General features: G+C 71.3%; 19 protein-coding genes. 9 read left to right on the top strand and 10 right to left on the bottom strand.

Annotated features, from left to right (window positions below):
- Positions 1–33 precede the first annotated feature (33 nt).
- Together AAGI91_11060 and AAGI91_11055 are read left to right on the top strand one after the other, a co-directional pair.
- A complete protein-coding gene (locus AAGI91_11060; protein MEM1043156.1) occupies positions 34–525 on the top strand; it encodes a hypothetical protein in 492 nt (163 codons plus the stop codon).
- A complete protein-coding gene (locus AAGI91_11055; GenBank protein MEM1043155.1) occupies positions 522–941 on the top strand; it encodes a hypothetical protein in 420 nt (139 codons plus the stop codon). Before AAGI91_11060 ends, AAGI91_11055 begins: the two co-directional genes overlap by 4 nt.
- Here AAGI91_11055 and AAGI91_11050 read toward each other — a convergent pair.
- Positions 938–2,599 carry a DUF2357 domain-containing protein gene (locus tag AAGI91_11050; GenBank protein ID MEM1043154.1) on the bottom strand — a complete coding sequence of 554 codons (1,662 nt, stop codon included), beginning with the start codon at positions 2,597–2,599 and terminating at the stop codon, positions 938–940. The two genes, AAGI91_11055 and AAGI91_11050, sit on opposite strands and share 4 nt — an antisense overlap.
- Before the next feature lie 80 nt (positions 2,600–2,679).
- On the opposite strand from AAGI91_11050, the gene AAGI91_11045 reads away from it, so the two are divergent.
- Positions 2,680–3,306: a GNAT family N-acetyltransferase gene (locus AAGI91_11045; GenBank protein ID MEM1043153.1), complete on the top strand. Its 627-nt coding sequence runs from the start codon at positions 2,680–2,682 to the stop codon at positions 3,304–3,306.
- Positions 3,307–3,455: 149 nt separating this feature from the next.
- Here AAGI91_11045 and AAGI91_11040 read toward each other — a convergent pair whose 3' ends face one another.
- Positions 3,456–5,147, bottom strand: coding sequence for an AAA family ATPase (locus AAGI91_11040; protein ID MEM1043152.1), 1,692 nt, complete (start codon positions 5,145–5,147; stop codon positions 3,456–3,458).
- A 106-nt stretch (positions 5,148–5,253) separates the two neighbouring features.
- Between AAGI91_11040 and AAGI91_11035 the strand changes: the two genes are divergently transcribed.
- From AAGI91_11035 to AAGI91_11015, 5 genes are all read left to right on the top strand, one after another.
- Positions 5,254–6,387 carry a pectin acetylesterase-family hydrolase gene (locus AAGI91_11035; protein MEM1043151.1) on the top strand — a complete coding sequence of 378 codons (1,134 nt, stop codon included), beginning with the start codon at positions 5,254–5,256 and terminating at the stop codon, positions 6,385–6,387.
- 123 nt (positions 6,388–6,510) lie between these two features.
- On the top strand, positions 6,511–7,626 hold the full coding sequence (locus AAGI91_11030; protein MEM1043150.1) for a pectin acetylesterase-family hydrolase: 1,116 nt from the start codon (positions 6,511–6,513) through the stop codon (positions 7,624–7,626).
- A 174-nt stretch (positions 7,627–7,800) separates the two neighbouring features.
- Positions 7,801–11,538 carry an excinuclease ABC subunit UvrB gene (gene uvrB, locus AAGI91_11025; protein MEM1043149.1) on the top strand — a complete coding sequence of 1,246 codons (3,738 nt, stop codon included), beginning with the start codon at positions 7,801–7,803 and terminating at the stop codon, positions 11,536–11,538.
- 35 nt (positions 11,539–11,573) lie between these two features.
- The gene (locus AAGI91_11020) at positions 11,574–11,843 is read left to right on the top strand and encodes a hypothetical protein (protein MEM1043148.1); all 270 of its coding nucleotides are present in this window, start codon (positions 11,574–11,576) and stop codon (positions 11,841–11,843) included.
- A gap of 41 nt (positions 11,844–11,884) precedes the next feature.
- On the top strand, positions 11,885–12,016 hold the full coding sequence (locus AAGI91_11015; GenBank protein MEM1043147.1) for a hypothetical protein: 132 nt from the start codon (positions 11,885–11,887) through the stop codon (positions 12,014–12,016).
- Positions 12,017–12,034: 18 nt separating this feature from the next.
- Here AAGI91_11015 and AAGI91_11010 read toward each other — a convergent pair whose 3' ends face one another.
- The 8 genes from AAGI91_11010 to AAGI91_10975 form a co-directional block, all read right to left on the bottom strand.
- Positions 12,035–14,611 (bottom strand): TonB-dependent receptor, encoded by a 2,577-nt coding sequence (locus tag AAGI91_11010; GenBank protein MEM1043146.1) that lies wholly within the window; start codon positions 14,609–14,611, stop codon positions 12,035–12,037.
- Complete coding sequence (locus tag AAGI91_11005; GenBank protein MEM1043145.1) at positions 14,608–15,501, bottom strand: FecR domain-containing protein; 894 nt, start codon at positions 15,499–15,501, stop codon at positions 14,608–14,610. The genes AAGI91_11010 and AAGI91_11005 overlap by 4 nt, the downstream gene beginning before the upstream one ends.
- Before the next feature lie 64 nt (positions 15,502–15,565).
- Positions 15,566–16,474: a hypothetical protein gene (locus tag AAGI91_11000; GenBank protein MEM1043144.1), complete on the bottom strand. Its 909-nt coding sequence runs from the start codon at positions 16,472–16,474 to the stop codon at positions 15,566–15,568.
- 108 nt (positions 16,475–16,582) lie between these two features.
- Positions 16,583–17,191, bottom strand: coding sequence for a sigma-70 family RNA polymerase sigma factor (locus tag AAGI91_10995; GenBank protein ID MEM1043143.1), 609 nt, complete (start codon positions 17,189–17,191; stop codon positions 16,583–16,585).
- A 48-nt stretch (positions 17,192–17,239) separates the two neighbouring features.
- Positions 17,240–17,848 carry a hypothetical protein gene (locus AAGI91_10990; protein ID MEM1043142.1) on the bottom strand — a complete coding sequence of 203 codons (609 nt, stop codon included), beginning with the start codon at positions 17,846–17,848 and terminating at the stop codon, positions 17,240–17,242.
- Positions 17,845–18,519 carry a DUF4230 domain-containing protein gene (locus AAGI91_10985; protein ID MEM1043141.1) on the bottom strand — a complete coding sequence of 225 codons (675 nt, stop codon included), beginning with the start codon at positions 18,517–18,519 and terminating at the stop codon, positions 17,845–17,847. Before AAGI91_10985 ends, AAGI91_10990 begins: the two co-directional genes overlap by 4 nt.
- A 103-nt stretch (positions 18,520–18,622) precedes the next feature.
- Positions 18,623–19,531 (bottom strand): hypothetical protein, encoded by a 909-nt coding sequence (locus AAGI91_10980; GenBank protein ID MEM1043140.1) that lies wholly within the window; start codon positions 19,529–19,531, stop codon positions 18,623–18,625.
- 108 nt (positions 19,532–19,639) lie between these two features.
- Positions 19,640–20,629: a hypothetical protein gene (locus AAGI91_10975; GenBank protein MEM1043139.1), complete on the bottom strand. Its 990-nt coding sequence runs from the start codon at positions 20,627–20,629 to the stop codon at positions 19,640–19,642.
- 187 nt (positions 20,630–20,816) lie between these two features.
- On the opposite strand from AAGI91_10975, the gene AAGI91_10970 reads away from it, so the two are divergent.
- On the top strand, positions 20,817–22,418 hold a 1,602-nt coding region (locus AAGI91_10970), incomplete at its 3' end, for a CRTAC1 family protein (GenBank protein ID MEM1043138.1).

Raw genomic sequence — 22,418 nt, 5'->3', positions numbered from 1 at the left:
TCCGCCGCGTTCGTCTCCCTCGCCGCCCTCGCCATGCCCCGCCCGTCCCGCGCCCTGGCCCTCGCGCTCTTCGCTACTGCCGCCCTCGCCGCCTGCGCCACCGAGGACGCGCCGCCGGACCCGGCCGCCCTCCTCGTCGGGACGTGGGAGGTGACGGGCGAGGCCGGCACGTTCAACCGCAACGGGCAGCGCTACATCTTCGGCGGGGACGGCGTGCTCCAGATCACGCGCCCCCGCGCCCTCGGCCCGGCCTCGACGATCAACGCGGCCTACGACTTCGTCGACGACTCGACGCTCCAGATCCGCACCGAGTTCGACGCCGAGCAGCTCCGCCCGACCGTGCGCACGGACTCGCTCCTGCTCCGCCCCCTCGGGACCGGCGACCCGCTTCTGCTCGTGCGGGTCTCCGACGACACGCCCGCCGCGACCCCGGCCCCGGTCGCCCTGCCGGTCGACTCGGTCTACTCGCCGCCGCCGGACGCGCCGCTCGACGAGCTGCCGCCCGCCCAGGAGCCCGCGCCATGACGTGTCGCACGGCCTGCCTCCTCGCCGCTCTCACGCTCGCCGCGTGCGCCGAGCCCGCCGAGCCGGACCCGGTCGTCGAAGCCGACACCGGAGCCGTGGCCCCTGCCGAGCCGGCGGTCGTGATCGAGGGGGCCGACGAGATCCTCGGCGAGTGGGTCATCACCGAGCAGACCGGGGCCGCGCCCGAGGGCCTGTACTTCGTCACGCTCGGGCGCGACGGCAGCTACCTCATCCGCAACGAGGCTGGGACGACGAAGCGCGCCACCTTCCGCCTCGACGGCGAGGGCATGATCGCCGTCACCGACAGCGCGGGCACCCACCGCTTCGCCTACGACGTGGAGGGCGACCTGCTGACCCTGTCCGTCCTCGGGGCCGAGACGCGGACCGTGATGGAGCGGCGCAGCGCGAACTTCTAGCCCCCGAGCGCGCGGCGCAGCCAGCGGCTCAGGTAGGCGGTCTCGCCCGGCACGAGCGGCAGCGCCCCGACGCCGATCCGCCCGATGGCCGTCCACAGTCGGCTCTCGCCGAATGCCTCGCCCCCGGCACCGGGAAAGAGCGCGACGGCTTCGTCGATGGTCCGCTCGGCCCGCCCTGCCTGCGTCTCGACAATCGCGTCGCGGTAGCGGTGGAGGTCGCCGAGGGCGTCTTCGGGCGGACCCGCCGCGCCGTAGCGGCGGGCATAGGCCGGGCTGTCGTCGCGGCGGTACTTGGCGTCGAGCACGAAGCGCCGAGGGCGTCCGCCGTCCTCGACGGTCATCAGGATGTCAGGCCGCTGCGCCATCAGACCCGTCCGGCCGGAGAAGTGCGGGTTGTAGGCGAGCCGCACCCGCCGCCCGCCCTGCTCGAACGCGACGCCGTGCCCCCGCCCGCGCCGCAGCAGGAACCGGATGCCCCGGTGCTCGGCCTGGAAGAAGGCCGACGGCGGGACGGGCTGCCCGAGCACGTCGGCCACGGCCTGGACGAGCGTGAGGTAGGTCCACAGTTCGTAGAGCAGGTGGAGGTTTTTGGTCGCGTGCGGCACGGGCCCGGCGGCGAGGGCGAGGCTGAGGTCGAGCACCCGGCAGGCGGCGTGGGCCTCGGCGTAGCCCGGCGCGGCGACGAGTCGCTGCGTCGGTGCAGGCACCGGGCCGGGCGAGGCTGCCACGAGCGGGGCGAGGCTGAGCATCCGGGCGAGGCGGGTCTCGGCCTCGTCAAGGTCGGCGAGGACGCGGCGGCGGCGGGCCGAGAGCGGGCGGGCCGCTTCGGCCGCCTGCAGCGCGGTGAGGGTGCGGCGCGCGGCCACGAGGCGGGCGCGGAGCCAGCGGTGCTCGGTCGTGTCGAGCGTCGCGAGGGCGCGGCGGGTCGGCAGGACGGAGCGCACGGGCCTCCCGGTTCGGAACCGCTCTACGGCCCCGCTCCCCTGCCCCTGGCGGACGGCGCGCAGCACGGACGGCCCCGCCCGCTGCACCTGCTCCACGCGGACCGGCCGCGCCTCGCGCCGCAGGTCCCGGTGCGGACGCGCCGCGACCTGGCCGAGCGCCTGTTCGAGGCCGGGCAAGGTGCGCCGCAGCAGCGTCAGCCACGTCGCGCGGCGCGGCGGCACAGCAGCTTCGATGGAAAAGGCCTGCGTCGCCCGGAGGTACTCGAAGGCCAGCCCGGCGAGGGCCTCGTCGATCTCGGTCCGCATCTGCTCCATCGCCCGGTGCGATACCTTCGTCGGGACTACGTCCAGCTCGAAGGCGACCTCGTCCTCGCCGCCCACCGTCACCATGAACCGGCTCCGCCCCACCTGCCCGCCGAAGTCGACCGGCCCGGCGACCACGCGCCCGTCGTCGTCCTCGGCCAGCCGCCCCACGATCACCGGGTCCCGGTGCCGGACCTGTACCGGTTCGCCGCAGCGGCTCGTCACGAACAGGCGGTACGGCGTCTGCTCCGCCAGCCGGAGCATGGGCTCGCCCTCAGCGCGCAGCGCGGCTCCCTCGCGGAGCCCACGCAAGGCAAAGCAGCCGGGCGGCGCGGCCGGGTCCGGCGGCGCGGGCGGCCCGCTCCACGTCAGCCGGAGGCGGTCGGTCGTGATCGTAAACAGGGATGGCATACGGTCGAATATCCGACACGGCGGCGCACCCCGGCGGCGTTTGCAGCGTGCCCACCCCTCGGACTACCTTGGCCCCCCTGATGCCTGATTCGCCCGATCCCGCTCTGCTCCGCCTACGCCTCGACGACGGCCGCCCCGTCGTTCTCCGACCCGTGCAGCCTAGCGACGCACCACTTCTGAAAAGGGGGCTCGACCGGCTCTCCGACGCGTCCCGCCTGACGCGGTTCTTCTCGCCCCTCGACCACCTCAGCGAGCAGCAGCTCGACTACCTCACCGACGTCGACCAGCGCACCCACGTCGCCTGGGGAGCGCTCGACCTGTCCGGGGACGAGCCGGTCGGGCTCGGCATCGGCCGGTTCGTGCAGCTACCGCAGGAGCCAGGCGTCGCCGAAGTCGCTCTGACCGTCGCTGACGAGGCGCAGCGGCACGGCTTGGGGAGCCGGCTTCTCGCGGTCCTCTTTCACCAGGCGCGGTGCCGCAGGATCGCGACGTTCCGCGCCGTCCTGATGGCGCAGAACCGGCCGCTCGCCCGGTACGCCCAGATGATCGGTGGCACGGCCGGTTTCGACGAAGGCGAGACCACGGTCGACCTCCCCGTCGCGGCAACCGCGGGCGACCTCCCCGAGACGCCGGAGGCTACCGCGTTCGGCCGCGTCCTCGAGGAGGTCGAGGCCGCCTTCGCGGGGCAGGGCTTCGGAGACTGTTGAGATTTCGAATGTGAAGGCGAGAGCGAGCGAAAACTGAACCCGCCGAGGCGCAGGCGGAGCCCGATGCCATGCATCGGGTGACGAGCGCAACGACGCTGGGGCGGTTTGTGGCCGCTCGTAGCCCGCGAGCGTGAATCCTCAGCAGGCTCTTACTCCCAGAACGACGCAAACCCGTCCGCCTGGAGCCGGTTCGCCATGAGCGCGAGGCGGGCGGCAGTACGCGGGTAGCGGGCTTCGGCGAGGGCGGACGCGCGGCCGGCCCGATCCCACGCGTCCACAACCTCGCGGGCGTCGTCTTCCGAGACGAGCGAGGTGCCGTCGGTGGCCCAGCCGAGGAGGGCGAAGAGCGCGCGGCGGACGCTCCGGCTCCCGCCTGCGATGCGCGGCAGGAGCTTCAGGAACAGGGCGAGGTCGAGCGGGGCGACGGGCTCGCCGTCGCGGGTGCGGAAGGCACCGGGCGTCTCGGCGGCGTGGAGGACGAAGAGAGCGGCCTCGTCGCGGAGCCGGTACCCCAGCCCGAGGCCGGCAGGCGCGAGGAGCGCGTCGGCCTCGGCGAGCACGCCGACCACGCGCTCGACGCGCTGCCGCTCCGGCTTCGAAAGCGCGCCGAGGCCGCCGAGCGTGACCGCGCGCGGCCACCACGCCGCCACCGGCCAGGGGTCGGAGGTTGGCGGCTGTGCTTGGGCAGCGTGCCAGGTGCCGAGATCGACGTCCGACAGTTCCAGCGTGAACGCCCGGTCCAGCACCTTGCGGCTGAACCCGAACGCGCTCTCGTCCATGTTCACCGTCCCCACGAGGCCGAGGTTGGCCGGGAGGCGCACGTCCGACGCAGCCGTGAGCGGGGCGCTCTCAAACCCACCGCCGGGAGCCGGCTGCCGCCCCTCGATCCGGCTGAGGACTTCGGCGAGGTAGTGCTCCGGGCGGGCGAGGTTCATCTCGTCGAGCACGGCGACGGCGTAGCGGTCCGGGCGCTCGGCCGCGGCGCGGGCGGCGGCGAGGAGGACGCCCGGCCGGAATGCGCCTGGGAGATCGGTGTAGCCCAGGACCTCGGCGCTGTCGGTCCAGTCAGGGCGGACCGGGAGGAGTCGCGTATGCCCGCCCGTCGCCTCAGCCACGAGGACCGGTAGGCGGCTCTTCCCGACCCCGGTGACGCCGGCGAGGAGGACGAACGGCTTCGTCCTGAGCGCCGTCACGTACGCCGCGACGTGCCACGGCTGGTAGACGAACCCCCGCGCCTCGACGGCGCCCGTCAGCCGGTCGAGGGCAGCGGCGCGGTCCCACGACGCAAGCGGCGGGGCCTCATAGCGGTCTGGAGCCTCGCGGACGACCGTAGGCGTGGCCTCGGGCTCCGCGCCCTGCGCGTGCCGCAGGCGCTCGTACGCCGTCATCACCGCCTCGAAGTCCGTCCCTTCGCGGGCGCGGACGAGGAACTCCAGCACCTTGCCGTCGACCGGCGGGAGCGGGTGGACCACGCGCTGCGCCACCGCCCGGAACTGCCGGTCCGGGTCGCCGAGGTGGGCGTACTCGTCGAGCACCGTGAGCTTGCCTGCGAAGGCTTCGTAGGAGACCCGGACCTCCTCGTTGAGCGCCGCGAGGGGGCGGACGCGCAGGCGGTGCGGGTAGGTCCCGCCGGAGACGAGGGCCGTCGCGTCCTCGAACGCCGCGCTCGTCGCCTCGAACAGCCCGGCTACGGCGCGCTGCCGCGAGAGGTAGGCCACGATGCGGTCGCCTGGGCGCACCTCCTGCATCGCCTTGCGCCCGACGCGTCGCACGGCGAAGGTGCTCGTGCGGACGAACGTCGGGTAGTGCTCGGGGCGGACGGACCAGATCCAGTAGCGCATGCGCCAACATACTCCTGTGGCGCTAGACGGATGCGCCGCTGGTCCTGGACACACGCCGCTGCTGCCTCTATCTTACCGGTCTCTCTCACCTATCCCCGGTCTTGCCATGCCCTTACCGACTCGCTTCCTGGCACTCGCCTGCTTCGGCCTCGCCCTCGCCCTCTCGGCCTGCGGCGACGCCTTCTCGCCCGAGGAGACGGCCCCCGAGGGCCTGTTCGACGACAGCCCGCTCCTCCCTGCCCTCTCGGCAGCCGATGCCGGCGACTGGCAGTGGATCCCCACCGACGGGATGCAGTGCCGCGACGGCTCGGACACCGGCTTCGGGCTCCGCCGCGCCGCCGGCTCGCGCGACCTCCTGATCTACCTCGAAGGCGGCGGCGCGTGCTTCGACTTTCTCACCTGCCTCCTCAACCCGCGCCGCTTCAGCGAGGCCGACTTCGACGCCCGCGTCGCGGAGGTCGGCGAGAGCGGCGCGTTCTCCTCCACGGCCGCCGCCAACCCGTTCCTCGGCTGGAACGTGCTCTACGTGCCCTACTGCACGGGCGACGTCCACAGCGGCGACGCCACCGGTGTCCGCGTCCCCGGCGTCGGCCGCCAGGACTTCGTCGGCCTCCGCAACATGGAGGCGATGCTGAACGTCATCGACGGCCCGGCCCGGCAGGCCGACCAGGTCGTGCTCTCGGGCAGCAGCGCCGGCGGCTTCGGCACCGTCGGGACCTACGGCCTCGTCTCGGACCGCCTCGCGCCGGCACCCGTAGACCTCCTCAACGACTCCGGCCCCTCGGTGGAGGACGACGCCGTCTTCCCGCCCAGCCTCCAGCAGACCTGGCGCGACCTCTGGGCGCTCGACGCGTCGATCCCCGCCGGCTGCCCGGACGCGATCTGCTCGCAGCCCGACGGCGACGGGCTGGAGGCCGTCCTGCCGTACTACGCGATCACCAACCCGGACCGCAACTTTGGCCTGTTCACCTACGACCGGGACCTCGTCATCCGCTCCTTCTTCGGCGGGCCGAGCGGGCCGGCGTTCGAGAACAGCCTGTTCGACCTCCGCCCGGTTCTCCCGGCCAACGCAGGGACCTACTTCGTCCCCGGCAGCGACCACACGTTCCTGCTCGGCGACGCGTTTTACAACACGACTGTCGAGGGCGTGCCGCTCACGAGCTGGGTGGCGAACCTGGTGAACGGCCAGGCGACAGATCTCCCGGCCGCGCAGTCCCTCATGGTCGCCCAGGGCAGGTAGTCTGCCGGCGAGGAGACCGAGCTACGGGGGAGGCTGCCGCGCAGGGTGCGGGGCCTCCCCTTTTCCTCGGGCCAGGTCCGGGCGTAGTTTGGGCGCTTCTCCCACCAGACCATCCTCTTTTCGATGACCCGTTTTCCCTTCCGTGCCGCCGTGCTCTGCCTCGGCGCGCTCCTCCTCGCCCTCCCGGCTTGCGACAGCGACGACCCTGACGGGGACGACCTCGGTGACACCTCTGCGCTCGACGAGGCGCAGGCCAACCCCGGCCAGTGGTTCTTCGTCGAGACCGAGGGCGCGCAGTGCCGCGACGGCTCCCCGACCGGCTTCGGCGTCCGCTTCCAGGAGGGCTCCGACGACCTCGTGATCTACCTCGAAGGCGGCGGCGCGTGCTTCAGCCCCGAGACGTGCTCGGTCAACCCGGCGGCCTTCGGCGAGGCCGAGTTCGTGAACCCCGTCACCGGGTTCGTCGCGACCGGCGGCAACCTCGGCCTCTTCAACGCCGACGATCCCAGCAACCCCATCGGCGACTGGAACGCGGTCTACGTGCCCTACTGCACCGGCGACGTCCACGGTGGCAGCGCGCCCGACGCGCTCGTCCTCGGGGTCGACGGCCTGCAGCAGTTCGTCGGGCACCGGAACATCGAGGCCTACCTCGCGCTCCTGCGCCCGGCCTTCGCCGACGTGGACGAGGTGCTGCTCACCGGCTCCAGCGCCGGCGGCTTCGGCTCGCTCGTCAACTTCGCCGCCGTCGCCGACGCCTTCGACGGGGCCAGCCTCACGCTCCTGGACGACTCCGGCCCGATCCTCTTCAGCGACGCCGTCTTCACTCCCACGCTCGGCGGGGCCTTTGCCCAGCTCTTCAACTTCCCCGCCTCGTTCCCCGACGACGCCGGCGCGCTCTTCCAGCCCGACGGCCTGCAGGGGGTCTACGCCTACTACGACCAGCGCTACCCCGACGCTACGTTCGGCCTGTCATCGTACACCCAGGACCAGACGATCCGCTTCTTCTTCGGGTTCGACCCGCTGACCGGCATGCCGTTCGAGATCACAGGCGAGCAGTTCGAGGCAGCCCTCGAAGAGACCGCGGCGACGATCCCCGACAGTTGGGGCACCTACCTCGCGGCCGGTGCCGACCACACCTTCCTCCGCTTCCCCGACCGCTACCCCGGCCCCTACGCCGACTGGCTCGGCGAGCTGATCGACGGCAACCCGGCCGACGTCGCCGTGGGCGGGACGCCGTAGCACGGCCCCCCTGGCCTGCTGGACCCAGCCCCGCTTTGGCCGCTGCCGGAGCGGGGCTCGTTGTGCCCCGGCGGTGGGGAACGCGCGCTGGCCCCGGCCGCGTATAGCTGACACACTGTTGGCACTCCGGGCCGCTAGGTTTCGGAGTTGCCCTCCTCGCTTCTCCCGTGCGCTATGGCTATCACCAAGATCGACACCCCGTTTCGCCTCGACGCGCCGTTCCGCCCGACCGGCGACCAGCCCGGCGCGATCGCCGAGCTGACCGAGGGCCTCTTCCGCGGCGACCGCTACCAGACCCTCCTCGGGGCCACGGGCACGGGTAAGAGCATCGGCCACGACGACCCGGTGTTTGTGGTCGAGGACGCAGACGGCGAGCGCGTCCCGCGCGTGTGCGCCATCGGTCCGTGGATGGACGCGCTGCTAGAGGACGATGCGGCGGAGGTAGCACGCTGGGGCGATACGGAGGAACTCGACGTGCGAGGCCGGGGGCTGCACACCCAGGCCTTCGACCCGGAGACGGGCGAGGTGCGGCTCTTCCCGGTCCACACACTCATCCGTCACGACGCACCGGCGGCGATGTACGGTCTCCGCACCGCGTGCGGACGCCGGGCGACGCTCACGGGGGACCACAACCTGTGGGTACTCCGAGACGGGCGGCTCACGCTCATCGAGACAGCAGACGCCCGCGCCACCGACTACCTGCCCGTGCCCGAGCAGTTAGAGTCCGGGGGCAGGCGCACGGACCTCGACCTGACCGATCAGCTCGGAGATACGAGCCTGTTCGTTCATGCGCAGGACCAGGTGCTGAGCTTTGTCGGAGACCGGGGGCCCGGGGCTTTCACTGGGCCGTTCGCCGCACTCAGCGGAGGCAACCCTTACACCAAGCTCCACGATATGCGGTCCCCAGAGCCCAGGCACGGCGGGGTAGCGGCTCCCGTGTTTCGGGGCGTGCTCGCAGCGACCGGAGGACTCGGCGGGCGCTGGCGTCCCGCAAGAGCTCAGGTCGGAGCAAACGTGCGCCTCCCGGCTACGCTCGCTCTGACGCCCTCGCTCCTCCGCCTGCTTGGGCTATACATCGCCGAAGGGCACGCTACGGCGTCGTACGTCGTCCTCGCCAGCCGCGACGAGGAGGTCCGGCGGGATGTCGAGGCTACGGTGGACACGCTCGGGCTGCCGGTTCGGGTACGCTCCTCCTCGGACTTCCAGATCGGCGGGCGCGTCTTCGCCGAACTGGCGCGCTCGGCGGGCGGCTCCGGCTCCGCGCAGAAGCACCTGCCGGACTTCTGGCCCTCGCTCTCCGACACCGACCTCGGCACGCTCCTGCGAGGCTACTTCGACGGCGACGGCACGGTCGAGCGCGCCGGGGCGGTCTCGGCGACGACGGCGAGCGAGCAGCTAGCCTCCGACCTCGCCTACGCGCTCCTGCGCTTCGGCATCTGGGCGCGGCTCCGGCGGCGCTTCAAGCGCGCCACCAGCAGCAACCATGCGGGCGGCTGGTACTGGCAGGTCACGGTCTCCGGGCAGGAGGACCTGCGCCGGTTCGCCGAGCACATCGGCTTCGGACTGACACGAAAGCGGGAGGCGCTGAACGCCCATCTCGGTCGCAAGAGCAACACGAACGTGGACGTGGTCCCGATCTGCGGGGCCGATCTCCGCACGCTCCGGCAGACACTCGGCGTGCCCACCCGCGTGCTCGGCGGCTGGGCCGGGGTCTCGCGGAGCGCCGTCCAGCACTGGGAGACCGAACAGCGCCGTCCGTGCCGCACGGTGCTCCGGTGCGCCCTCGACGCGCTGCGCCGCGAGGCCGTGCAGCGCAACGTCGCGGCGAGTTGGTGGGAGCGCTGGCAGCGGCTCCGCGCCCTCTGCGACGTACGCTGGACACCCGTCGAGGCCGTCGAGCCAGTCTCATACCCGCACCCCCACGTCTACGACCTCTCCGTCCCCGGCCCCGAGACCTTCCTCGCCGGGCACGGCGGCCTCTTCGTCCACAACACCTTCAGCCTCTCGAACGTCGTCCAGAACACCGGCAAGCCGACGCTCGTGTTCTCGCACAACAAGACCCTCGCGGCCCAGCTCTACGCCGAGTTCAAGGCGTTCTTCCCGAACAACGCCGTCGAGTTCTTCATCTCGTACTACGACTACTACCAGCCCGAGGCGTACATCGTCTCGAACGACACCTACATCGAGAAGGACTTCGCGATCAACGAGGAGATCGACCGCCTCCGGCTGCGCGCCACCTCGGCCCTCGTCTCGGGGCGCAAAGATGTCATCATCGTTGCGAGCGTGTCGTGCATCTACGGCCTCGGCGACCCGAAGGAGTACAAGGCCCAGGTCGTCCAAGTCCAGCCCGGCACCGTCGTCGACCGCGACGACCTCCTCCGCCAGCTCGTCAACGTCTTCTACAACCGCAACGACGTCGAGTTTGAGCCGGGCGCGTTCCGCGTCCGGGGCGACGTGGTCGAGGTCTTCCCAGCCTACCTCGAAGACGTGGCCTACCGCATCGCGTTCTGGGGCGATGAGGTCGAGACGGTCGCGTCGTTCGACCCGCTGACCGGGCAGGAGACGAGCAAGGAGGACCTCCTGACGATCTACCCGGCCAAGCACTTCGTCACCCCGAAAGACCAACTCGACCGGGCGATTGCGAGCATCGAGGAGGAGCTGCGCTGGCGGCTCGCGGTCCTCCGCAACGAGGGCCTGATGCTGGAGGCGCAGCGCCTGGAGCAGCGGACCATCTTCGACATCGAGATGATCAAGGAGATCGGCTACTGCTCGGGGATCGAGAACTACTCGCGCCACATGGACGGGCGCGAGCCGGGAAGCCGACCGCACTGCCTGCTCGACTACTTCCAGCAGAGCTACGGCAACGACTGGATGCTCGCCATCGACGAGAGCCACGTCACGATCCCGCAGGTGCGCGGGATGTACAACGGCGACCGCGCCCGCAAGCTGAACCTCGTCGAGCACGGCTTCCGCCTCCCCTCCGCGCTCGACAACCGGCCCCTCACGTTCGAGGAGTTCGAGGCCTTCCACAACCACGTCGTCTTCGTCAGCGCCACGCCCGCCGACTACGAACTGGAGCAGAGCGAGGGCATCGTCGTCGAGCAGGTCATCCGCCCGACCGGCATCCTCGACCCCGAAGTCGAGGTCCGCCCCGTGGACGGGCAGATCGACGACCTCCTCGACGAAACCCGCACGCGTGTCGAGCGCAACGAGCGCGTCCTCGTCACCACGCTCACCAAGCGGATGAGCGAGGACCTGACCGACTACCTCGACAGCTTCGGCGTCCGCGTCCGCTACCTCCACTCCGACATCGACGCCCTCGCCCGCGTGGACATCCTGCGCGACCTCCGCCTCGGCGAGTTCGACGTCCTCGTCGGCGTCAACCTCCTCCGCGAAGGCCTCGACCTCCCCGAAGTCTCGCTCGTCGCCATCCTCGACGCCGACAAGGAGGGCTTCCTCCGCTCCGAGCGTTCGCTGATCCAGACGGCGGGCCGGGCGGCGCGCAACGCGAACGCGTCGGTCATCATGTACGCCAACAAGGTGACCGACAGCATGCAGCGGATGATGGACGAGACCGAGCGTCGGCGCGCCCTCCAGGTGGCCTACAACGAGGAGCACGACATCGTCCCGCAGACCGTATCGAAGTCCACCGACCAGATCCGCAAGGGCACCGCGATCGCCGACCACAAGGCGGCGCAGGACGAGAAGCGCGAGGTCCACTACTACGCCGGCCCCGACCAGCTCCCCCGCGTTGCCGACCCCGTCGTGAAGTACCTCACCGACGACCAGAAGCGCGACCTCGTCGCCCAGCTGACGCGCGAGATGGAGACCGCCGCCGAGAACCTGGAGTTCGAGAAAGCCGCCGAGCTCCGCGACTCGATTGCCCAGATCGAGGCCGAGCTCGCGGCGTAGCGTACCTTCTCCCCTGCCCACCGGAGACCCGAGCCATGACCCAGCTACTCAAGCGAGCCATCGAGCGGCTGCACGACCTGCCGCCGGAGGAGCAAGACCGCATCGGACAGCGACTCCTGGACGAACTGCCTGCGGGCAACACGTCGGCTTCCGCCGAGCCGGAGACCCTGGCGGATGCCCTCGCGCCGTACATCGGCACATTCGACAGTAGCGAACACGTACCCGGCGGAGCGCGGATGTCTGAGGACACCGGTCGGAAGTTTGCCGAGGGCATGGCCGAGAAGCGGAAGCAAGGACGGCTGTGATCCTGACGGATGTCCGACTCGTCCTGGATGGCCTTACCCCGATGGACCTCGCGGATACCTCGCTCTGCGCACTCGCGGAGCGCCTAGACCTCCGCCGCGTGTTTACGCTCGACAGTGACTTTCTCGTCTACCGGCTCGGCGATGGGTCTGCCTTCGAGGTCATTCCGTCGTGAAACGCCTCCCCGTCTAGCTCACCACCGGAGCGCGAGGTCGAACGTCGGGAGGAAGCCGGCGTCGTAGAGGTCGAGCGGGACGACGCCCAGGCGGGTCTCGCCGCGGACGGTGCGCCGGACGAGGGTCGTCGGCTCGCGCGTGAGCACGTTGTCCTGGTCGAGCACGTTGCGGACGGCGAGGCTCATCGAAACCACCGCTCCGCCCCACCTGCGCTCCGCCGTGAGGCGAAGGTCGAGCCGGGATAGGGCGGGGAGCCGCTCGTCTTCCATCTGGAAACCGGCGAGCGGGTTGGGTGCGCCGGACGCCAGGGTCCACGACGACGCGAGGCGGAGGCCAGCGACGACCGGCCCGTCAGCAAGGAAGGTGACGCGGGCGAGGCGGTCCCAGTCGGCGGAAAAAGCCTCGCCGCCGTTGAGAAAGGGGTGCTGCAACTCAGCGCGGGCAAGGGCCGCGCTGACGCCGAAACTCCAGGGCCGAACCGGCACCCGGACGAGGGTTTCGAGGCCGTACGCGTTCGCCTCGACATCGGTGAGCCACGGGCGCGTGAGGACCGTACCCTCGTTGAGGCGGCGGGCCGACCGGTCCTCGACGTGAAGCCACTGCCCGCGCGTGCGCTTGGCATATCCCGTGATTTGGGCCGTCGCGGTGCCCGCGCTCGCGCTCAGCGTCACCTCGGCGAGGTCCGCGACCGTGACCGTCTCCCGGGAGTCGGACAGCGTCCACGACGCCGCGCCCGCCACGTCGCCGAGCGTGAGGCGGTGCACGAACTGAGCGCTCCGCCCGAGCGACGCTGCCACGCTGAGCCTGGGCGCGAGGTCGAACTGCGTGCGGAGGCGGGGGCTGAAACGCACGCCGCCCTCCGAATAGAGGTGCACTCGGAATCCCACGTCGAGGTCTAGCGCGGAAGCGGCCCGTCCGGCCCAGCCTGCGTGGAGGTCGAGGCGCGCTGCCGTCTGCTCGGTCGCAAACGTGGGAAGCGAAGCGGCCTGCTCCTCATAGCGCTGGCGGTAGGCGTGGAAGCTGTAGCCGCCGGAGGCTACGCCGTCGCCGAGCACGGCGTCGAGGCGCTGCGCAGCGACGGCTTCGGCGAGGCGGTTGTCGTACCCGAGCGTGTCGATGCGCACCGTCGGCACCTGCCGGATGGTCGTGTTGAAGCTGAAGTCGTCCTGGGCGAAGCGGGCGTCGTAGGTGCTGCCGCCGAGGCGGGTGGTGAGGACGAGTCGGGGCGAGAGCGGCCGCTGATCGAGGAGGCTGGCGGCGCGGCTGCCCCAGCGGTTCTGCGTCGCCACGGGCTGCTGATTGAGGTCGCCCTCGCTCTCACCCCGGAGCAGGCGGAGAGCGCCGAGGTCCGTGTCGTCCCCACCGGCGTAGACCGTCAGGGCGGTCCGCCCGCCGCCGGGCCGCTCATCGGCCGCGCCGGCGTGGAGGTCCCAGAACGACGCGCTCGTCTCCTGCACGTCGGTCACGCGGTCGGTCACCTCCGCCGCCGCCCTCGGGAGCGGACTCGTCCGCCGCGCCGCCCCCAGCCCCTGCTCCACGAGCGCGTCGCTCACCCCGAGCCCGATGCCAAGCCGCGAGGTGCGACCGCCGACGAGCACGGTCGTCCGTCCGGGCCGGACCGGGGCGGCGACGGCCCCTCGGGCGGCGAGGCTCGACACCCCGACCTCGGCGGTGGGGCGGCGCGGCGAGCCGGTCGCGGTGACATACTCGACCGCTCCGCCAGGGGCGACCGCGACGCGGGCCGGGGCTACGCCGACGTAGAGCGCCACGGCGCGGAGCGCGTCGCCGTTGAAGGCGTCCACGAGGCCGAACAGGTGGCGCGGGTTGTAGACCGGGACCCCGTCGAGGCGGACCTCGAAGGCGTCGCTCGGGCTACCCCGGACGACGGGCCCGTCCTCGAATGCCGCCGACGGCGCGACGGACGGCAGCACGTCGAGCGCGCGGAGCCCCCCGCCCTCACCGATAGCGTCGTAGCGGCCGGGCTGGAGCCGCGCCGCCCAGGCCGTATCGACTGCCGCCGAGAACAGCAGGCCATCCACCACGACCGCCGGCACCGCCGACGCCTCGGGCCGCAGCCGGAACGCGAGCGCCTCGCCCTGCGGCGCGGCCGTCTGCGCGTCGTACCCGACGAACGAGGCCGTCAGCGGGACAGATGAGGCCGAGGGCAGGGTCAGCACGAACCGTCCCGACTCGTCGGCGACGACGCCGCGCTGCCCGTCGTTCCACGTCACGGTCGCGTACGGCAGCGGCTCGCCGGTTTCCGCATCGAGCACACGCCCGCGTACGATGCGGGTTTCCCCGACCGGCTTCGGTCCGGCGGGCACGAGCAAGATGCGCTGCCGCTCGTAGTCGGCTTCGACGCCGATACCGTCCGGCGCGAGGACCTGCCCAAGCGTGTCGGGCAGCGAGGCTGCGTCGGTGCGCAGATCGACGGTGCGGCCTGCCACGAGCGCGTCGGAGTAGAGGAAACGCCACGGCGTGCGGCGCTCCACGTCCTCGATCACGTCGCGCAGCGCCTCGCTGTCGTAGACGAGCGGCTGGGCCTGCACGGCCCCGGCCAGCAGGAAGAGGCCAAGCGCGAGGCGTCGTCTCATGGCCGGACGAAGCGGTAGCCATCACCATCGGCCTCGAACCCTCCGCCGAGGATGCGGCCCAAGTCGCCGAGCGCTTGGCGCACGTCGTCCAGTCTGATCACGCCCGAGACCGTCTCGTCGGCTGCGGCCCCCACGGCCACGCGCACGTCGAAGTGCTGGCCGATCTCGTCCGCCACGCGCTGCACCCGCTCGCGCTCGAACGCCACCTCGCCGCGCTGCCAGTCGAGGTAGGTCTCCGCGCTCGGCGCTTCGACGCGTGCCACGCCTGCCGAACTCGCCGCCGCGGCCCCGCCCGCGCCGAGGACGACCTCCGCCGAGGCTCCCTCGACGGCCACGCGGCCTTCCTCGACGAACACGGCGGTCTCCCCGCCCCAGGTGCTCACGTCGAACCGGGTGCCGAGGACGCGGACCGTCCCCGGCCCAGCCTCGACGGTGAACGGACGGTCAGGGTCCGAGGTGACTGCAAAGAAGGCCTGCCCGTCGAGCCCGTAGGCGCGCTCGCCGTGGTGGACGAGGCGGCTGTTCGGGCGCAGCGTGACGGTCGAGCCGTCGGGCGCGTCCCACGTCACCGTCTCGGCCACGGCGACTGCCACGAGGTCAGGCTGCTGGGTCGTCCATACCGCTACGCCGAAGGCGAGCAGGACGAGAGCGGCAGCAGCCCATCGCACCACCGGCCGCTGCACGAGCCGGAGCGGGGGCCGCGCCGCCCGAGGGGCTGGCCCCATCTGTGCTTCGATCCCTGCCCACAGGCGCTCGCTCGTCCCAGCCTCGACCGAGGGCGCTGCCGGCCGGGCAGATTCGAGCGCGTGGCGCAGGGCGTCCGACCCGTCCGACGCCTCGCCCGCGTCGAGTTGGCGAGCGAGGCGAAGGTCGCGGTCGTCGGGAGGCAAGGTAGACACGGGGACAAGATAGGCCCTGCGCATCCGGCCCGGCCTGGACCGGATGCGCGAGCGGCTACGGGGTGAACTCGAGTGCGCCGTCGCCGAGCGAGACGCGGTAGAGGCCCCGGATGCCGATGATGCGGAGCAGCCCGAAGCCGCTGTTTTCGAGCTCGATGGTGCCCTCGACGGTCCGCGTCACGATTGCACCGTTGCGCTCGATCTCCATCTCGACCGTGTAGGACAGTGTCCCGACAGCAGCCATACCCAGCCCGTCGTCGCCTTCGCGGAGTTCAATTCCTTCGCCGCTCAGCTCGGCCGAGAATGTGCGTGTGCCGGAGCCGCCGGGGCCGGTCTGCGCGTGGATACCGCTGCGCTGCTGGCGGCCCGAGAGGATGGCAGGCGTCGTGTTGTCGGCGAGGCCGGAGAGCGTCCACGCGCCGTCCTGCTCGAACATGGACGTGCGGCTAAACTCGCCACGGCCGAACTGCCCCTCGCCCTCGCGGGTCCCGCCGAAGGCAACGGAGTCCACCGTGTCCCACTCCTCGACCGGACGGGCGACGAAGCCGCCGTCGGCGTCGCGGTACTGGTAGGTGAGTTGGGCGCTGTAGCTGCGCTGGGCCGTGCCGGTATCGACGCTGCACTCGTAGGTGACGAGGTGCGTACCGGTGACCTCGTCGTAGGTCAGCACGTAGTCTCCGTTGCGGCACCGCAGGTGGCTGCCGCGCCGGTCGCGGTGCCCGCCCAAAGCCTGGGGACCGCTCGCCATGCTGTCGTCTTCGAGCGCGGCGGTGAGGTCAGCGGTGGAGGCGAAGAAGCCACCGGCGTCCTCGGCGAGGGCTTCGGCGACGATCGCGGCGGCCTCGTCGGCCTCTGCTGCGGTCAGGTCCGCCGTGCTGTCGTCGACGGTGGCGTCGCACGCTGCGAGGAGAAACGCCATCCCGAGAGCGAGGACCGGCAGGCGGAAAAGAGAGAATCGAGTCATGGTTCGTATGGGTTTGGACGAATGAGGAACTGCAGGCGACGGGTCGCGCCGTCAGGGTTCCTACACCGTGCGCCCCACCGATCCCCTATTCATCCCTTACTTTTTCTCCTAGTCCTCCAGAAAGGGCGCAAGGTGGGTCCGAATCGCTTTCAGCGCGTGCGCCATCTGGTGCTCGACGGTCCGGGGGCTGACGTCCATCACCTCGGCGGCCTCGCGGTGCGAGAGGCCGTCGAAGAAGCAGAGCCCGAACGTCTCGCGGCGGCGCTCCGGCAGCGCGGCGACGGCGTCGGCGAGCGCGCGGCGGAGGTCGGCGAGCGCCGCTGGGTCGCCCGCGCCTTCGCCGGGCAGGTCGAGGTCCGGCAGCGCCTCGGTCCGCCCCGTGTCGCGGAGGTGGTTCAGCCCGCGCGTCAGCCCGATGCGGAAGAGCAGCCCCCGCAGCGACTGCGCCGGGTCGATGCGGTCGCGGTGCTCCCAGAGCCAGAGGTAGGCGTTCTGCGCCACGTCCTCGGCTGCCGCCACGTCCAGCCCGCGCCGCCGAAGCGCCCGGAGCAGGTCCGCGTGGGTCCGGTCGAAGAAGCGGCGGAAGGCGTCGGCGTCGCCCCGGCGGATCCGCTGAGCCAGCGCCCGGTCTTCGTCCTCGGACGGCCGGGCGCGGCCCGCCTGGGCCAGCATCAGGACGAGCCACACGGCGAGAGTCGAGGGGCCGGACGCAATCATGCGGCGAAGATACTCCTCGACGCTGCCGCCTCCGGGGCAAGCGCAGCCTCACCTGCGAAGCTCCTGCTTGAGGCGTTCGAGTTGGGGCAGCTTGATCCCATGCCGAAGCGCGGCGCGGAGGACGAAGGCGCGGAGCACCTGGTCGGGCGCGGGGAGGGTGTAGAGCGGGCGGCGAAGGATCTTCAGCGCCGACCGGAGCAGGAGCGGGAGCACGCGCCACCGCACGAGGACGAACCCGAGCAGCCCGGCTACGACGGCACCCAGCCGCCCCTCGGCCCCGAGCCAGCTCAGCACGGCTACGTAGAGCACGGCCTGCACGAGCGGCTTCTCCAAAACCCGGAAGGCCGACACCAACCGCCGGCTCACCACCGACGGCCCGAGCGTCTCCCACCCGAGGTAGACCGTCAGCGCCGCGAACGCGGCTCCGACCGGCGGCGCGACGAGCAGCAGCAGCGCCAGCGACCAGAGCGCGAGCGTCTGCCCCGAGCGCAGCCACACCTCGGCCCGGTCCACGAGCGTAGCCAGCGGCACGGCCTCCAGCACCGGCCCCGCGTAGCCTTCGAGGAGCGCACGCGTCGTGTGGAAGTGCACGCCCGAGGCCGTCATGATCCCGCTGGGCGTGTCGAGAAACGGAGGGTGCTCGTCGGCCTGTTTCATTCTAGCGAGGGTTCGAGCGTGAGGTCCGGCCCGAGGCGGAACCGGAAGCGCGGGGCCTCCAGCCCGGCGGCCCGGAGTGGCGGCCTCAGCATCGCCTCGAGCGCCTTCGAGGTGTTGACGGCCGGCTGGACGGAGTCCGCGAGGTGCTGCTCGGCCTGGCGCAGCAGCAGCGCCTCGACGTCGCGCAGCGCCTCGGCCTCGAGCTGGCGGCCGGCCCCGCCGCGCAGCACGCCCTCCTCGCTCTCGACCCGCAACCCGGCGAGGTCGGTGTCGACGGCGACGACGCGCAGCGGGGGCAGGGTCACCTCCACGAGTCCGCTTGGGTAGACCTCGATCATGTCCGGCGTGAGGGCGCGCACGTCGAACCCGTAGAGCGCCTCGCCGGTGGCCTCCACGCGCGCCTCAGCGTCGAGGACGTTTACGCCGGGGAGGTCCAGCCACGCCGGGAGCCACGAGAACTGGCCGAGGTTGCGGATCTCGCGCCGCGCCGCGATCCCCACGCGCCCCGTGACGAGGTCCGAGGCCGGCGCTTCCGACTGGATCGTCGTCACGACCGCGTCCCGGACGCCCTCGACGGACCACCGAGGCCGCGCCAGCCACACCGTGAGCGCGAGCGCCGCCCCGACGAGGAGCAGCGCGAGGACGGGCAGCAGGCGGCGGGACTGTGGCATGGCGACGTGCAAGGGTCGAGCGACGAGTCGAGGTCCAAAGGTCCAGCGTGGACAACGTTCCCGGCGCGTCTGTTCGTCGCTCGGCGCTCGCGGCTCGCCGCGTCTACCATCCCATCAGCACAAGCGCCACGACGGCCAGCCCCAGGCCGAGGCGGTTCGCCCCAGACACCCGCTCGCCCCAGACGAGCACGCCGAGGAAGGCGGCCCCGATGACGATGGCGATGTTGTTGACCGGAAAGACGAACGGCCCCGAGAGCCTGGCGATGGCTTGCAGCAGGAACTCGACCGAGGCGTAGTTGGCGAGTCCCAGCAGGCCTCCCCACCCGACCGCCGCTGCGCGTGGCCAGACGCCCTCCCGCACCCTCCGCCGCACGACGAGCGTCAGCCCGGTCCCAAACGCCACTCCAAAGACCATCAGCAGAAACAAAGCCCGGCTGTTCGTCGCGGCGAACAGTTCGTCGAACGCCTTGAGCGAGACGTCTACGGTCCCGCCTACCAGGAAAAGCAGACCGAGGACGAGGGCCACCTGCCATCCACCGTGCGCGTCTGCCTCCTGTGACTCGCCGCTGGCGACGTGCGCGGCCGACGCCGGGGCCTCGCGCCGTGCGATCAGGAAAAAGGCCCCACCCGCCACAGCCATCCCGCTGGCCTGGGCTGCGCTCGGTACCTCCCCCCAGATCAGCCATGAGGCCAGGAACGGCAGCGCCACCGCCAGCCGCATCACGCCCGCCGCCAGCGACATGCCCGCCACGCGGATCGCGTACGAGAACAGCACGAACCCACCGATGAAGAGCACGCCGGTCCCGACGCCGAGCGCGAGCAACCCTGAGCTCAGAGCGAGTCCGCCCGCCGCCGTCTCTACCCCCGTCAGCAGCAGACCGCCGGCCAGGGCAGAGGCCACCGCGTAGTTCACCGTCAGCAGCGCCATCCGGTCGAGGCCGTGGCGCTCGCTGTACTTGAAGATCGTTGCGATGCCGAGGCTGGAAGCGACCGCGAGGGCAAGGTAGAACATGCAGAGATGAGCAGAGGGGAGGACGGGCGGAAGCTGGAAAAGCAGCGTGGCGACGAATCCCGGACTTCTTCCGCTCTTCCTTCCCCCGCTCGTCCGCTCCTACACGTCCTACTCGACGAGGATGCGGTATTCCAGGCGGCGCGGCGTGATGCGCGCGTTGCGGACGTGGAGCTCCTGGGGCAGGTTCAGCATGGGCTGCACAGTGCCCGTCGTGTCGTTGATGGCCGAGGCGTAGTCGACGACAGCGTAGAACCGCTCGGACGTTTTGGCGCGGGCGAACTCGTCCATCGGGACGCTGTAGGTCACGGTCACGCTCGAGGGAATGAGGCGCACCGGGTTGCCGCCCGGCGGCGTGCCCTCGGTCCGCACCTCCAGGTCGCGCTTGGCCTCGGTGAACACCGCCACTGCAGCCGACAGATTGACTTCGCGGAGGCTCAGGCTGACCAGGCCCGCGAGCGTGTCGGAGAGCGCGACCGGCGCGGTGAACGACGCCCCGACATCCTCGCGCACGAGCCGCTCGGTGGGCCAGAAGCTGAGGCTGTTGACGATCGAGCGCGCTCCGGCCACGACGACGGTGTCGGGGTCTACCGTCGGCTCGCCGAGCAGCTCGTAGAGCGAGGACACGGCAAGCTGCGTGCGGGGCCGGACCGGCAGGGCACGCTCGATGCGAGGCTCCAGGTCGGGCTCGATGACGTCCGGCACGACGCTCTGCACCGAGACGCCGGGCGGCAGCCGCCCCCCTTCGGACGCTGCCGAGAAGACGTCGAACTGCGCCTCCTGCGCGTTGATCTCCAGCGTGGGCGGGCTGCGCCGGAGGTTGAACAGCTCCCACCCCTCGCCCTGGACGGTCACCCGCGCCGTCGGGTTCGGGAGCCGACGGAGCGCCTGTCCGTCCGGCAGGTCCCGCACGACGAGCGGCATCTCGACTACGACCGAGTAGGACTCCAGCATGCTGAAGGAGAACCACAGCGCGAAGGCCACGCAGCCGGAGAGCGCCATCGCGGTCCACCGCCGCCGCGCTTCGTTCTCGGCCCCGTCGAGGCGGGCGGCCCGCTCGGCGAGAAACACTTTGAACCGGTCGGAAAACGACGTGGGCATGGCGCTTCGGGGATAGAGCCGGAAGATACGGGCCGGCCGGCACGCCGGCTGCGCGCTGCCGAGGCAAGCCCATGGCGCGTCGGGGCATCCAGTTCCGGCGCATCCGCCTGCCGGCCCTTGCACTATTCCGTGCTGTGTCCTATCCTTCGCAAAGCCAATCTTCACTGTCACAAATACTCCTGCAGCTATGACACGCTCCCTGTACGTCCTTATCCTGCTGGCGCTGCCCGCGGCAGCCTTCGCCCAGCCCGGCCCATTCGTCCAGGACACAAACAGCCTGCTCACCCAGGTGGCCAAGCCCTCCCTCTCCGCGCTCTGGGGTGACTTCGACGGCGACGGCGACCTCGACCTCGTCGTCTCGAACAACACGCCGGGCAACGACGACGACCTCTACCGCAACAGCGGGGCCGGCACCTTCACCCGCATCGACTTCGCCACAAACGAGGACCCCTTCGCGGTGACCACCTCCGGCGCGTGGGCCGACTTCGACAACGACGGGCGGCTCGACCTCTCGACGGCGAGCCTGATGGACGGCGCGCTGTTCCTCAACCGGGGACCGACCAACTTCCGCTACATCCGTCTGCCGCTCGACAGGTTCGAGCGCACGCGCGACGTGCTCGTTGCCGACTACAACGGCGACGGCCTACTCGACGGCGTGCTCAGCCGGGGCCTCGCGCCGGGCATCGGGTTCCGGAACGTCCTGATCGAGAACATCGGCAACACAGGCATTGTGGTCGACGACACCGAAATCAACGACAACGTGTTCGAGTCCACGACCGGGTGCTGGGGCGACATCAACGCCGACGGTTTCGCGGACCTCCACGTAAACACCAACGGGGGTGATCCGAACGAGCTCTACATCAACGAGGCTGGCACGCTCGTGCGGGCCGCCGACCCCTCGCTGAGCGTGGACTACGGGCGTACCCAGAGCTGCTCGTGGGGCGACTTCGACGGCGACGGTGACCTCGACATCGTGACAACCAGCTTCGAAGCTCCGACCCGCCTTTTCCGCAACGAGGGCGTGTTCACCGACGCGACTGCCGGCCTCGACACCAATCCGGTCAGCTCTGTCGGCAGCGCCTGGGGCGACGTAGACAACGACGGCGACCTCGACCTGGTGATCGTCCGCGACGATGCCATCAACACGCTCTACCTCAACGACGGCGCCGGCCAGTTCACCGGCATCGATTTTGGACCGTCAGACAGTGAGTCTCCCAGGGTGGTGCTGGCCGACGACGACGGCGACGGCGACCTCGACATCTACGTGGCACGCGGCGGCTTCACGCGCAGCCAGCGCAACCTGCTCTACCGTAACACCACCACCGGCGCAGCCAACCGCCTCTCCACTGCCCAGGGCACGGCCAGAGGCGGCTCCGCCAACTGGCTCGAGGTCGACCTCCAGCGCACCAGCGGACGCAACCGCTTCGGCGTCGGTGCCCTCGTCACCGCCTACGCCTCCATCGGCGGACAGCAGGCTAGGCTCCTACGCTCCGCGACCATCCGCTCGGGCTTGGGCGCGCAGAGCGGGTACCGGCTGCACTTCGGCCTCGGCGACGCCGCGACGGTCGACTCCCTCGTCGTCGCATGGCCTGCCGGCGTCGGGGTCGGAGGCGCAGGTGACCAGCCCACCGTGCTCACCGGCGTCGCGGCCAACCAGATCCTCACCGTCACCGGCGACGAGGACGAGGCCGCCCGCGCCCCCGTCGCCGCCAGCACCGCGCAGCCGGCCGCCTTCGCCGTCGAGGCGGTCTACCCCAACCCCTCGGCCGGCGCCGTGACGATTGCCGTG

The organism is Bacteroidota bacterium (assembly GCA_038746285.1).
Lineage (GTDB): Bacteria > Bacteroidota > Rhodothermia > Rhodothermales > JANQRZ01 > JANQRZ01.
The sequence above is the reverse complement of the archived record's forward strand: the minus strand, read 5'-3'. Positions and strand labels throughout refer to the sequence as shown.